The sequence below is a fragment of the Pseudoalteromonas luteoviolacea NCIMB 1942 genome, from assembly GCF_001625595.1.
GTDB classification, from domain to species: Bacteria; Pseudomonadota; Gammaproteobacteria; order Enterobacterales; family Alteromonadaceae; genus Pseudoalteromonas; species Pseudoalteromonas luteoviolacea_A.
The window spans coordinates 18100-31691 of record NZ_AUXT01000171.1; the positions used below are offsets into that span (position 1 = coordinate 18100).

Annotated in this window: 9 protein-coding genes and 1 tRNA gene; 8 read left to right on the top strand and 2 right to left on the bottom strand. The window is 42.8% G+C overall.

The window, feature by feature from the left end:
• The first annotated feature begins 127 nt into the window (after positions 1 to 127).
• From N482_RS13815 to N482_RS13825, 3 genes are all read left to right on the top strand, one after another.
• The gene (locus N482_RS13815; protein WP_063377649.1) at positions 128 to 3007 is read left to right on the top strand and encodes a M16 family metallopeptidase; all 2880 of its coding nucleotides are present in this window, start codon (positions 128 to 130) and stop codon (positions 3005 to 3007) included.
• A gap of 257 nt (positions 3008 to 3264) precedes the next feature.
• Entirely contained in the window at positions 3265 to 4086 is an 822-nt protein-coding gene (cysE, locus tag N482_RS13820) for a serine O-acetyltransferase (RefSeq protein WP_063377590.1), read from the top strand.
• A gap of 21 nt (positions 4087 to 4107) precedes the next feature.
• Positions 4108 to 4767, top strand: a complete 660-nt coding sequence (locus N482_RS13825) for a hypothetical protein (protein WP_063377591.1) — start codon at positions 4108 to 4110, stop codon at positions 4765 to 4767.
• An 8-nt stretch (positions 4768 to 4775) separates the two neighbouring features.
• On the opposite strand, the gene xseA is transcribed toward N482_RS13825, so the two are convergent.
• Positions 4776 to 6119, bottom strand: coding sequence for an exodeoxyribonuclease VII large subunit (gene xseA, locus N482_RS13830; RefSeq protein WP_063377592.1), 1344 nt, complete (start codon positions 6117 to 6119; stop codon positions 4776 to 4778).
• Positions 6120 to 6252: 133 nt separating this feature from the next.
• Here xseA and guaB point away from each other — a divergent pair, with 133 nt between their 5' ends.
• The 5 genes from guaB (at position 6253) to rimI (ending at position 10453) form a co-directional block, all read left to right on the top strand.
• Positions 6253 to 7722 (top strand): IMP dehydrogenase, encoded by a 1470-nt coding sequence (guaB, locus tag N482_RS13835; protein ID WP_063377650.1) that lies wholly within the window; start codon positions 6253 to 6255, stop codon positions 7720 to 7722.
• A gap of 126 nt (positions 7723 to 7848) precedes the next feature.
• Complete coding sequence (guaA, locus tag N482_RS13840; protein WP_063377593.1) at positions 7849 to 9423, top strand: glutamine-hydrolyzing GMP synthase; 1575 nt, start codon at positions 7849 to 7851, stop codon at positions 9421 to 9423.
• 148 nt (positions 9424 to 9571) lie between these two features.
• Positions 9572 to 9648: transfer RNA gene (locus tag N482_RS13845), tRNA-Trp, on the top strand.
• Positions 9649 to 9717: 69 nt separating this feature from the next.
• Positions 9718 to 10005, top strand: coding sequence for a hypothetical protein (locus N482_RS13850; protein WP_063377594.1), 288 nt, complete (start codon positions 9718 to 9720; stop codon positions 10003 to 10005).
• On the top strand, positions 9989 to 10453 hold the full coding sequence (gene rimI / locus N482_RS13855) for a ribosomal protein S18-alanine N-acetyltransferase (protein WP_063377595.1): 465 nt from the start codon (positions 9989 to 9991) through the stop codon (positions 10451 to 10453). Before N482_RS13850 ends, rimI begins: the two co-directional genes overlap by 17 nt.
• 6 nt (positions 10454 to 10459) lie before the next feature.
• On the opposite strand, the gene N482_RS13860 is transcribed toward rimI, so the two are convergent.
• Complete coding sequence (locus N482_RS13860; RefSeq protein WP_063377596.1) at positions 10460 to 13138, bottom strand: hybrid sensor histidine kinase/response regulator; 2679 nt, start codon at positions 13136 to 13138, stop codon at positions 10460 to 10462.
• Positions 13139 to 13592: the final 454 nt, after the last annotated feature.

The following is a 13592-nucleotide window of genomic DNA, read 5'->3' on the forward strand; positions in this document are numbered from 1 at the left end:
GGCTATTTTTGAATTTTTGTCGTGATAATGCAGATTTATTGAGGCATTAATGCATAATTGTGTCACTGACAAGCGCTTACAAAATTACGTGCATAAAAAAACATCAAGAAAAAGACTAGGGACACATATGAAATATAAGCTTTTAGCGACCAGTCTAGCGGTGACGTTAGCACTGGCAGGTTGTGCATCTAACAATGTCACACAATCATCGGCTCAACAGAATATCGCTGCAACACAGCAAGCGAACAACAAAGTTTTTTCTCATGACTATGTATTAGAAGAGTTAGATAATGGCTTACGAGTTATGGTAGTTAAAACCGATTATCCAGATGTTGTGTCATTGCAGATCCCTGTGTCTGTTGGTTCAAGAAACGAGATAGAAGAAGGTAAAACCGGCTTCGCGCATTTCTTTGAGCACATGATGTTTAAAGGATCAAAAAAATATCCTGAGCAAATTTATAAAGACATTATTAAGAATTCAGGAGTTGATAATCGTGCATACACCACCAACGATTACACTAATTACTACTTGAGCTTTTCCAAAGAGCACTTAGATAAGGTGTTGGGAATACAGGCTGATATTTTCCAAAATTTACACTTTAGTGAAGAGCAGTTCCGTACAGAAGCTCTGACGGTGAAAGGGGAGTATCTGAAAAACAATGCTAACCCTTTACGCAAATTACTCAGTGCGGTTCGTGATAACGCATATGACGAGCACACATACAAGCATACGACGATGGGGTTCTTTGAAGACATCGAAGCAATGCCAGATCAAATGGCCTACGCGGACCTGTTTTTTGAGCGTTTTTACAAGCCAGAATATGCAACAATTATCATCGTGGGTGATGTGGAACCAAAAGCAACGGTTGATATGGTTAAAAAACACTGGGGTGAGTGGCAGCGTGGTGACTACCAAGCTGATATCCCTGTGGAGCCAAAACAACAAGCTGCAAAATATACACATGTAGTCAATGAGGGACAGCCTGGCCACTGGTTGCTAGTTTCATATAAAGGCCCGGCTTGGCAGCCAAGTAAAAAAGATCGCGCTGCGGTTGATTTAATTTCAGAGCTTTACTTTTCAGAAAACTCGAAGCTTTATCAAGAGCTTGTAGTAGATAAACAAATTGCGACCCAACTTATTACTTATAATGCTGAAACGAAAGACCCAGGCTTGTTACACGTATTTGTAAAAGTTGAAGATGAGAAAGATCTGGTCGCAGTTCGTGATGCTGTAAATCGCACGTATGCGAGTGCACGCACTGAGCTGGTCGATGCAGAAAAGCTCGCAGCACTAAAATCAAATCAGCGTTACAGTTTTGCAAATAGTATGGACTCCTCAAAAGCCATAGCTTCCACATTGGCAAGCTATGTCCACTTCGAGCGCGATCCTGAAGTGATTAATCAGATGTACGCGACGGCTGATACCATTACACCAGAAGACATTCGTAATATTGCAAATCAATACTTTGTTGATAGCGGCCGAAATACGGTGACGATGTCAGCGCTTGAAACAATCGAAGGCTTTGAAAAAGAAGTTGAGCTTGATGTATTAGCTGCGAAAATGAGCAAACCAGCCAAGCAATATTTTACTGTACTCGATAAAACATCAAATGCTCCGCTGGTGGATGTAAACTGGTTATTTTATACCGGTGCAGCAGCAGATCCCGAAGGGAAAAAAGGCCTTGCCGCATTAACTGCTGCAATGTTGGCAAAGGGTGGTAGTGCAACCAAGTCTTACAAAGAAATTCAAAAAGCACTTTATCCATTAGCAGGGAGTTTGTCTCATCAGGTAGACAAAGAGATGATCTCTTTACGTGGTCGAGTTCACAAAGATAACGCAGAGTCGTGGTATGCATTAGTCGGCGAGCAGTTATTAAACCCTGGTTTCAGAGAAGATGACTTTAATCGTCTGAAAAAAGAGATGATAGATAGTATTAAGTCGGGTTTGAAATCCTCTAATGATGAAGAGCTTGGTAAAGAAGTACTCTACCATCGACTTTATCAAGGTCATGCGTATGAAAGCTTAAACTTGGGTGACTTATCTGATTTAGAGGCGCTTACGCTGGGGGATGTTAAAGACTTCTATCAAAGTCAGTTTACACAAGCTAAGCTGAATGTCGGGCTTACAGGTGCGCTCAATAATGAACTTAAAGCGGAGCTCATTAAAGACTTAACTAAATTACCTAAAGGTGAGCAAAAGCGTCTCAGTGTAGACGATGCCCCTAAATTGGAAGGCATTCATGCAACGGTAGTAGAGAAAAGTGCAAAATCTACGGCGGTTTCTTTTGGTTTCCCAATTGATACCATTCGCAGTAGCAAAGACTGGACGGCACTGTGGCTAGTACGTTCGTATTTTGGTGAACACCGCAATTCGGGTGCATTCCTGTTTGACCGTATTCGTCAAACTCGTGGTATGAATTATGGTGATTACGCCTATATTGAGTATTTTCCTCGCGGTATGTTCCAAACCATGCCTGATGCAAACTTAGGCCGTTCAGAGCAGATCTTCCAAGTTTGGTTACGACCACTTCGTTCGAACAATGACGCACATTTCGCAACGCGTGTAGCTGTGTATGAGTTGGATAAGCTGATCAAGCAAGGCATGACAGAAAAGGACTTTGAAGCGACGCGTAACTTCCTAAACAACTACGTACCTCAACTCGTTGCAAGTCAAGATAGACAGCTGGGCTATGCGCTAGATAGTCAGTTCTACAACACCGCGGACTTTGTTAATTTGGTTCGCTCTCAATTGGCATCCTTGAGCTTGGAAGATGTCAATCGTGTTATTCGTGAAAATCTACAAACAGACAACATGCACTATGTATTTGTTACGGGCGATGGCGAAGATATGAAACAGCGTTTGGCGAGTGAGCAAGTCTCGCCGCTAAAATACAATGTTAGCAAACCGCAGGCGTTGTTAGATGAAGATAAGATTGTTGAAGGCTACAAACTATCTGTACCAGCTAACAACATTGAAGTAATCAAGGCGGATGAATTGTTTCAATAACCGCTTTTGAGTAAGAAAACGCCTCGCTATGCGGGGCGTTTTCTTTTATTGCTACTCAGTTCTTCCTGTCAATACCCGAGAAATTCACTGAATGTACTTATTTTGTAGCCAGATGCTTGGCTTATGATTATAAATACACCATTATAGGAACCTTAAGTTATATTTAATAACGATAAAATTCCCTGACAGTAGTGCGCATTCGAGAAGATGCGCGTTAAGATAAGTATTAGGTCGTTAACGATAGACATATGGTAATTATGAGACACGAAATTTGGCAGCAACTAAGAGATGAAGCACAAGAATTGGTTAAACGTGAGCCGCTACTGGCAAGTCATGTCTACTCGAGTGTGTTAAACCATGAATGCTTAGGTGCCGCCTTAAGCTTTATTGTTGCAAATAAGCTCGCTGATGCCGTGGTATCTGCGTTTACCATTCGAGAGTTGTTTGATCAGGCGTTTGTCGATTGTGACCGAATGCTGACTCATGTGGCGCATGATATAAAAGCTGTTAAAGATCGAGACCCCGCTGCCGATAGTTATCTTAACGTGATATTAAATCTTAAGGGTTTCCATGCATTACAAGCACACCGTCTCGCTTACTGCCTATGGCGACAACAGCGCAAAGAACTCGCCCGTTTCGTACAAAGTCGCACCTCTGAGGTATTTGGTGTTGACATCCATCCTGCTTGTAAAGTCGGTCATGGTATTATGCTTGACCATGCGACTGGTATAGTCATCGGTGAAACTGCTGTTATAGAAGATAATGTTTCTATTCTACAGTCTGTCACATTAGGTGGTACTGGTAACGAACAAGGTGACCGCCACCCGAAAATTAGAGCGGGTGTATTAATCGGTGCTGGCGCTAAAGTATTGGGTAACATTGAGGTGGGAGAAGGTGCTCGTATTGGTGCCGGTTCAGTTGTTTTAAAAGCGGTTGCTCCTCATACCACAGTTGTCGGGGTCCCAGCCAAAGTAGTTGGTAAACCGAACTGTCCATGTCCTGCTGAAAGCATGGATCAAAACTTCTTAGATGATACAGTCAGTCGTATCAACGATTCTCATACAAGTGCAATGTTGTAACTTTGTTGAAGGGTTAGATAAATGATCCGCCAATTATGTATCGTAATCGGCGCATTTTGCATAGGTATTTTGGTCGCAAATGGAAATCACGATCGTGTGCCTGCAGAGGTACCAGAGACAAATACTAGCCTTTCAGTTTTAGACGATAGGCAAAGCCACTCAAACAACACAGAGATTATCGAAGCCGATGAGCCTGCATTGCCTCGACCTGAGCAAGTTTCCGAAAGCCAGGCTCCTTCTGTACAAGAAACCCCTTTGTTAGCACTCGAACAAGAAAACGCTTTTTTACGTGCGCAGATAAAAAAGCTGCAGATGCAAGCTCATCAAGCTCGGCCAACAGGCAATATCGCCGCAAAGCTGCAAAGTATTTTTGAATATCAAGAACGCGATGAATTGTGGGCCAGCGAAGTTGAAATTCAGGCAGCAGACTTTCTCTATATATCGGAGTTACAGGAAGTCGTTAAGATGAAACAGGTTGCATGTAAAACGCATGTATGCCAATTGAGTTTTCAGGCGTTTGAGTTGGAAGATGGCAATAAGCATTGGCTGCATGTCCATAATGCCTTGATTAAAATGCCTTGGATGCGGCAGTTTAAGACCATTACTGCGGTTCAGAATGGTCCATCAATGCAAGTGCACCTCAGTTTAAAGCGCAGTACTGAACTTCGGAGCGAATACTAATCACCATACTATTTTGATTTAATACTGGTTATTGTTGAGTGAATTTGGCCATCACTCAATTGCGTGGTGAGTGTATCTCCGGATTTTGTATCTGCCACGGTGGTCAATACATGTTGGTTAATTTGTGTAATGCTATAGCCACGAGATAGCACCGCTAAGGGGCTAACGCTGTCAAGTCTAGCCGCTAACAGAGCAAGCTGATTCTGGCGCTTCTGTTGGTGGCTATTCATGCTATTTTTCAAGGCGACCTCAAGCTGCTCAAGTTTAGATTTAGCCATGCTAAGGCGTTTTTCTGGATGGAATTGCAGTAACCTTTGATTGAGTACATTGACGCCGTTGTGGTACTTGTGTTGTTGATACTGAAAAGCGCGGGTTAATCTTTGTTGTAGCTCATCAACACGCTGCATTTGTTGCATTAACTGGCTTTTAGGGTGTTGCAACCCTAAACGCTGCTGCAACCTAGCAATGTGTTGCTGTTCACTGAGTATTTTGCGATTGAAAGCTTGAGTAAGCCGATGCTTTCGATCTTTTACAAACGCAATAAGCTCGCTGCTATCGGGGCTGACCAATTCTGCCGCCGCCGATGGCGTCGCAGCACGCATGTCGGCCACATAATCACTGATAGTGGTATCTATCTCATGACCTACGGCACTGATAATTGGCAGTTCGCTGGCATAAATAGCACGGGCAACAACCTCTTCGTTGAAGCTCCACAAATCTTCTAATGAACCACCGCCTCGTCCAACGATGAGCACGTCTACTTCGTTGCGCCTGTTTGCCAGAGCAATTTTCTCGGCAATTTGTGCCGCAGCCTCTTGCCCTTGCACCAACGCTGGGTAAATCAGCACTTCTAGTTGTGGTGCACGACGTTTAAGCACCGAGAGAATATCTCTGATTGCAGCCCCTGTTGCAGAAGTCACAACACCAATGCGATTGATAGCTTGAGGGAGGGGCTTTTTATGATGGCTGCTAAAAAGGCCCTCTGCGGCTAGCTGCATTTGCAGCGCTTCAAATTTTTGCTTAAGCAACCCTTCTCCTGCAGGTGCCATATGCTCTACGATAAGTTGATAGTCACCGCGCGGTTCGTATACCGATACGCGGGCTTTAACTTGTACTTGCGCGCCATTTTCTGGACGGTATTTGCAATAACGGTTATTGCCGCGCCACATGGCAGCTTTAATCTGAGCTTTTTCATCTTTTAGTGAAAAATACCAATGCCCAGACGCTGGCGCGACAAAGTTTGAAATTTCGCCGGTTAATTCAAGTGACGCAAAGCCTTGCTCTAATATACTGCGAATTTCGCGGTTTAGGCGCGAAACTGTATAAATTTTGTTGTTTTGTGGCAATGACATACCTAACTCCATAAAAAATTCACAGACACTTTACCATATTTTTTGCTAAATTTTGTTTACTCGCATAAGGAACGCTGATAAAATGCGCACGCAATTCCTTATACTCAGAATTCACTTGAGAGAAGCCGCACACATGCTAAGAATTGCAAAAGAAGCCCTTACTTTTGACGACGTACTATTAGTACCCGCTCATTCAACTGTTCTACCGCACACGGCGAGTTTAAAAACACGTCTTACGCGTAATATCGAGCTTAACCTGCCACTTGTTTCTGCGTCAATGGACACAGTTACTGAAGCGCGCTTAGCGATTGCCCTTGCGCAAGAAGGCGGCATTGGTTTTGTCCACAAAAACATGACCATCGAAGAGCAAGCAGATAACGTACGTAAAGTTAAAACGTATGAAGCTGGTATTGTTACCTTCCCTGTTACAGTTACAGCGGATAAAACAATTGCAGAAACCATCGCACTTGCTGATGAAAAAGGTTTTTCAGGTTTCCCTGTCGTTGGTGCTGATAACCAACTGGAAGGTATCGTGACTAGCCGTGACATGCGTTTTGAAACGCAATTAGACAAGCCTGTTTCTTCAGTTATGACTAAAAATGCTGATCTTGTAACTGTAAAAGAAGGCGCGGGTCGTGAAGAGATTCTTGGCCTAATGCACGAGCACCGTATCGAGAAAATCCTAGTGGTAGATGATGCATTTTCACTTAAAGGCATGATCACAGTTAAAGATTATCAAAAAGCTCAAGAAAAACCGAATGCATGTAAAGATGCACAAGGTCGTCTTCGTGTCGGTGCAGCTGTAGGTGTTGGCGCTGGTACTGATGAGCGTATCGCTGCATTGGTTGAAGCGGGTGTTGATATCTTACTTATCGATACATCACATGGTCACTCTCAGGGTGTTATTGACCGTGTAAAAGAAACGCGCGCAGCTTACCCAGAATTACAAATTGTTGCTGGTAACGTAGCGACGGGTGCGGGTGCTCTAGCACTTGCAGATGCCGGTGCTGATGCAGTTAAAGTGGGCATTGGCCCTGGCTCGATTTGTACTACGCGTATTGTAACTGGTTGTGGTGTACCTCAAATTACAGCTATTTCAGATGCAGTTGAAGCACTAAAAGATCGCGATGTTCCAGTTATTGCAGATGGTGGTATCCGCTTCTCAGGTGATATCGTCAAAGCATTAGTTGCTGGTGCAGCATGTGTGATGGTGGGCTCAATGCTTGCTGGTACTGAAGAGTCTCCGGGTGAAGTTGAGCTTTACCAAGGCCGTTACTACAAGTCATACCGCGGTATGGGCTCTCTGGGTGCAATGAATCAAAAAGAAGGTTCTTCAGACCGTTATTTCCAGAAGAGCAACCAGGCAGACAAGCTAGTACCAGAGGGTATTGAAGGCCGTGTTGCGTACAAAGGTCCAATTGCAGCAATTATTCACCAGCAAATCGGCGGCATTCGCAGTGCAATGGGTTTGACTGGTTGCGCAACAATTGCAGAGCTAAACACTAAGCCTGAGTTTGTACGTGTAACGTCAGCAGGTATGGGTGAGTCTCACGTTCACGACGTACAGATCACTAAAGAAGCGCCTAACTATCGCTTAGGTTAAGCTGGCCAACGCGCGTTGAGCCCGCAAAATTGTCAGGGCTAGCAGCAGCTAGCCCTTTTTAATTCTGGTAAAGCAGGTTAGCTGTGCTTTACTAATTTTATCGTTTCCTAACTAACGAGATTATCAATGAGCAAAGACATCCATGATTCCCGTATATTGATCTTAGACTTCGGTTCTCAATACACGCAGTTGATCGCACGTCGTGTACGTGAAATTGGCGTTTACTGTGAACTTTGGGCTTGGGATGTAACGGAAGAGCAGATCCGTGAATTCAATCCTCAGGGTATCATCCTGTCTGGTGGTCCAGAGTCGACAACAGAAGAAAATAGCCCGCGTGCACCTGAGTACGTATTTGAAGCCGGTGTTCCTGTACTGGGCGTTTGCTACGGCATGCAAACAATGGCTATGCAGCTTGGTGGTAAAGTACATAGCTCTGATAAGAAAGAGTTTGGCTATGCTAAAGTTGAAAAAGTTGGTAACTGTGCACTATTCGAAGCGATTGAAGACCATATTGAAGAGGGTGTTGGCCAGTTAGATGTGTGGATGAGCCACGGTGATAAAGTTGTTGAGATCCCTGATACTTTCGTAACAAGTGCAAAAACGGATACTTGCCCGAATGCGGCGATGTCTTGGGAAGAGAAACGTTTTTACGGCGTACAGTTCCACCCAGAAGTTACACATACACAGCAAGGTACACGTTTACTAGAGCGTTTTGCCATTGATATCTGTGGCTGTGAAAAGCTTTGGACTCCTTCGCAAATCATCGAAGATGCTGTTGAGCGTATCAAAGAAAAAGTAGGCGATGATGAAGTTATCTTGGGTCTATCTGGTGGTGTCGACTCTTCAGTTGTGGCAATGCTTATCCACCGTGCGATTGGTAAAAAGTTAACGTGTGTATTTGTTGATAACGGTTTACTTCGTTTAAACGAAGGTCAGCAAGTAATGGAAATGTTTGGTGATAAGTTCGGCCTGAATATCATCAAAGTGGATGCTGAAGAGCAGTTCCTAAATGACCTAGCTGGTCTTTCTGATCCTGAAGATAAGCGTAAAGCAATTGGCCATACGTTCATTGACGTATTCGATGCTGAATCTAAAAAGTTGAAAAATGCTAAATGGTTAGCGCAAGGTACAATTTACCCAGACGTAATCGAGTCAGCGGCGTCTAAAACAGGTAAGGCGCACGTGATCAAGTCTCACCATAACGTAGGTGGCCTGCCTGACGATATGGAAATGGGTCTAGTAGAGCCTCTTCGCGAGCTGTTTAAAGATGAAGTACGTAAGATTGGCCTTGAGTTAGGTTTACCTTACGATATGCTTTACCGTCACCCATTCCCAGGACCTGGTCTTGGTGTACGTGTACTTGGTGAAATCAAGAAAGAATACTGTGATTTACTTCGTAGTGCAGATGCTATCTTCATTGAAGAGCTACACAAAGCGGATATTTACCACAAAGTATCTCAAGCATTCACTGTATTCCTACCGGTTCGCTCTGTGGGTGTTATGGGTGATGCACGTAAGTACGATTGGGTAGTATCACTACGTTGTGTAGAAACAATCGACTTTATGACGGCGCGTTGGTCACATCTACCATATGACTTCTTAGGGCTTGTTTCAAACCGTATCATCAACGAAATCGACGGGATCTCTCGTGTGGTTTACGATATTTCTGGCAAGCCACCAGCGACAATTGAGTGGGAATAACCTCCATTTAAGTTGCTGCAAATAGCGTAAAAAAAGGGCGAATATGATGAATATTCGCCTTTTTGTTTATTTATAGTGCAAACAAACAAAAAAATGCATTTTTTCTCTTTACCTTTTTCGAAAGCTCATTATAATGCGTCGACATTGCAGGGGCGTAGTTCCAATTGGTAGAACAGCGGTCTCCAAAACCGATGGTTGCGGGTTCGAGTCCTGCCGCCCCTGCCACTTCAAATCCTACACTTCATTGATTCTTTCAGATATTACATTTAGACTCATTAAAAAAGTGTTTTTATAATGCATCCAATTCAAGCTCAGTTGCTCGGTGTCACACCATTAAAACTCAAAACTCAATATTCAACAGATAAAGCTGCTGATCAACAGCAATCAGATCCAGTTCCATTAGTCCTATCTGGACAATTAAAACAAGATATTTTACTTGCAATACATTCCGATGAATTGGAATTTGCGCATGGTGAGCTAATTGTATTGATAGATAATAAATTGCATTTACCTGAGGCGCAGTTAAATGCCGAGCAGAAAAAACAATTATGGCGAGTGATTTGTGATGCGAGTTCCAAGTAATGATATGCTGAGTCAGCATGCAATATCTGACATCATGACTGTAGAAGTGGCAAGCCATCCACACCCATGGAGTGAAAAGACCTTGGCGTCATGTATTGGAGGACGTTACTTCAATGCAGCACTGACTTATGACGGTGAATTAATTGGCTACTATATTGCTGAGCGAGCGGGCCCTGATTACACGCTGATGAATATATGTGTACATCCACAAAAGCAAGGACAGGGGCTCGCCAAATTATTAATGCAATCATTGATAGCACGTTGTGTGGAAGAGCAAGCTGAAAATCTATTTTTAGAAGTACGCGCCTCCAATACGCCAGCCATCGCATTGTATGCAAAAGTGGGGTTAGCGGTGATGGGTAAACGTAAAAACTACTACTCTACCGCTGATGGTAAAGAAGATGCGATTTTAATGGGCCTACAATTTGCCGGACAAGCGAGGCAGTAGTCTAGGCTATCGTGCTGTTTGCAGTTGTACTTCTTCGTTACTCAAAGTGTATTTTATGGCCTGTACGAGGCTCAAGGTAGCATATTGCCATTGCGCCTTATTATTGTCTCTGAGGCTATTCTCAAGCTCGCCTGCGGCGCTGTGAATATTTTTAAATCCGAAACAGCCGGCACTGCCTTTTAGACTGTGTGCCAATGCGCGCAGAGATTCCCAATCTTGCTCACAATACAATGATTCTACGAGCTCCATTTGCTCTGGTAGTTTTTCGAGATAATTTTGACTAATCTGTAAAAATTTTTCACTTTCCAGTAAATTGTTCCACTTAGATAAATTGTCATTATCCACTTGCAAAAACTCAAGCAGTACAGCGCCAAGCTTTTCTCTATCAATGGGTTTACCAAGCGTTGCATCGCACCCAGCGGCAAGGTAGTTGTCGATGTCATTTTTCATAATATTGGCGGTTAACGCCACAATAGGGCCATCATAAGCGGCATGTCTAAGCATATCGGTTGCCTCTAAGCCCCCCATAACAGGCATTTGCATATCCATTAAAATGAGGTCGTAGTCATTTACTAGTGACATTTCAACGGCTTCTGCGCCATTGTTAGCGATATCCGGTACTAGTCCCCAAGTATTTAATAGCAGGGTAATGAGCTCTTGGTTATCTTTATTGTCTTCCGCAAGTAAGATATTGGCTTCAAGTTGTTTTTCAGCCAGCTCTTGAGTGCTACTAATTTGATTGTGAATATACGAGTCACAATCTATCCACTCAATATTAGTGGTTTGATGATTAGCTGCAATACTGATTGAAAATACACTGCCATTACCTTGCTCACTGGCTACTTGAACATCTCCGCCGAGTAATTGCGCGAGGCTTTTAGAAATACACAAGCCTAGCCCCGTTCCACCAAATCGCCGAGTAGTTGTGGTATCCGCCTGTTCGAATGGTTTAAAGACTCTCTCCATTTCACTCTCAGACATCCCAATACCAGTGTCTTTAACGACAAATACAAATTGACCTGAACCTGTTTTAAAGTCTATGCCGACAATGATACTGCCTTGCTCTGTAAACTTGACCGCATTACTGGCAATATTGAGTAAAATTTGTTTTAGTCGCGTTTCGTCACTGTTGAGCACTTTTGGTAACGGGAAGTTATAGTCGAGCATAAAATCGAGCTGTTTTTCTTCTGCCATTGGCAAAATGATAGACTCAACATCTTTGAGCAGTGGTAAAAACTCGATTTCTTTTTGTTCAACTTCTAGCTTTTCGGCTTCGATTTTGGATAGGTCAAGGATGTTGTTGATAAGTTCCAACAAGTGCTTTGAATTGCGTAAAATCGTATCGAGATGAAGCTCCGCATTTTTTGCTTGTGGGTTATGTAGCAGCTGCTCAGTGAACCCCATAATTGCGGTAAGCGGGGTGCGGATCTCATGGCTCATGTTGGCTAAAAATCGGCTCTTAAGCTGGTTGGCCTGCTCAGCTTCTGTAATAGCTACTTCCAGCTGTTGGTTCATTTCCTCTAGCGCACGGGTACGATTCTCTACCTTTTCTTCAAGGTGAAGTTTGTAATCTTCAAGTTCGCCTTGGAAGTCTCGTATTTGCTTTACCATGTGATTAAAGTCGTCAAATAATGTACCGACTTCATCATCTTCATGGGCAGGTAAAAATACCGATAAATCACCATCCCCAACGCGATGGCTCGCTTCTCCTAGTAATTCAATTGGCGTCAGTAGTAGATTGCGAACAACGATAAAAATAAGCACGGGCAGAGTGACAACAGACAAGATAACAATCAAGGCGGTGATGAGGCTGATGGCCTTACCTGATTGGTACAAAATACTCTTTGGTATCGTTGAAATATAATAATAACCGCCGCTCAATTGTGCACTGTAAGTCATGCGCTTAAGCTCATCAACAGAAGGCAACACAATTGAGTCCAGCTTGCCTCGATCTGCCAGTGAGCTGATTTGTGCCATTTCTTGATCGCTTAAGTAACTCTGTGCGAAGTGTCCATCTGATGAAAACAGTACTTCCCCCTGTCCTGAGACAAGTAAGTTAAGTGTGTTGTCATATGGTGCCTCTAATATGCTGCTTGAAATGATAGAAGGGGCTACTTGAACGATAATATAGCCTTGACGCTGAGGTCTTTTGAGGTGGAAGTTTACGCTATAAATTTGCTGTACAAAATATAGTTGGGTGCCACCTTCTTTCGCGGGTAGCATGTATTGCTGCTGACGTAAGTTACTTTTAATTACTTGATCAAAAAAGGGGTATTCTTCGGGGGCAAAGCTTAAGTTACTGGAATAAAATGCAGCACTATTACCTTGAGAGTCCACCAAGTTGATACTGATTATATCGGGATAAGCTTCGCTGTAGCTTGCGAAAACGTCCATCAAAGCACCTAACCTTTTGGTCTTAGTTTGGTTTTCATGTGGTGCTGTGAGTAAAAAGTCGCTGAGTACAGGAGAAGTCGATAGCAGTTTCGTGGTGGACTGGTAGATTTCCATGTAGTTGAACATTTTTTGTTGCTGTTGTTCAACAAATCGGCTAACAATTAATTTAGCCTGTTTTTGCGTGGAGCTAGTTACATTGGTTAGCGTAAAGCCACCCAAAAATAAAAGAGGAAGGATCACCAATGGAGTGATATACCACAGTAATCTGATACTGAGCTTACTGGTTTTCATCTATCCTGATATCCATATTTGCCTGTACTAGCTGAATTACTATCCATGAGAAGTCCAAACACAAATCATATGACGGCTAGCTGGATTTCTCAAGTTTTTGAGAAAAAGAGGGGTAGGGTATTACTCTTACGGGCTTACTTTTAGCTAAAAGCTTGCGCAAAAGCCACTCATGCCTAGTAACCAATATGAAAAAAAATAATGACACTTTTAAATCTAAAGCAATATAGCTTTTGAAGTAAATTGAATATTTTGGGATTGTAAGTAATTTATATTTATCTTTAATGTTGTTTTTTTCAATTTTTTATTTGCACCTGTATTTTATTAACTTGGCGTTGATTAATTTAGCAGAGAAAAGAAGAAATCATGCATTTTAGAATGTTAATGATTGGATTGTTATATTTTTTCAAAATTCACAGTATTGGCAAATGAAGTGAATTTATCTTCGGCATCCTCA

Bases quoted from the DNA above. Each gene is read 5' to 3' on its own strand.
- N482_RS13815 (WP_063377649.1), top strand. From the start codon at position 128: ATGAAATATAAGCTTTTAGCGACCAGTCTAGCGGTGACGTTAGCACTG.
- cysE (WP_063377590.1), top strand. From the start codon at position 3,265: ATGAGACACGAAATTTGGCAGCAACTAAGAGATGAAGCACAAGAATTG.
- N482_RS13825 (WP_063377591.1), top strand. From the start codon at position 4,108: ATGATCCGCCAATTATGTATCGTAATCGGCGCATTTTGCATAGGTATT.
- xseA (WP_063377592.1), bottom strand. From the start codon at position 6,119: ATGTCATTGCCACAAAACAACAAAATTTATACAGTTTCGCGCCTAAAC.
- guaB (WP_063377650.1), top strand. From the start codon at position 6,253: ATGCTAAGAATTGCAAAAGAAGCCCTTACTTTTGACGACGTACTATTA.
- guaA (WP_063377593.1), top strand. From the start codon at position 7,849: ATGAGCAAAGACATCCATGATTCCCGTATATTGATCTTAGACTTCGGT.
- N482_RS13850 (WP_063377594.1), top strand. From the start codon at position 9,718: ATGCATCCAATTCAAGCTCAGTTGCTCGGTGTCACACCATTAAAACTC.
- rimI (WP_063377595.1), top strand. From the start codon at position 9,989: ATGCGAGTTCCAAGTAATGATATGCTGAGTCAGCATGCAATATCTGAC.
- N482_RS13860 (WP_063377596.1), bottom strand. From the start codon at position 13,138: ATGAAAACCAGTAAGCTCAGTATCAGATTACTGTGGTATATCACTCCA.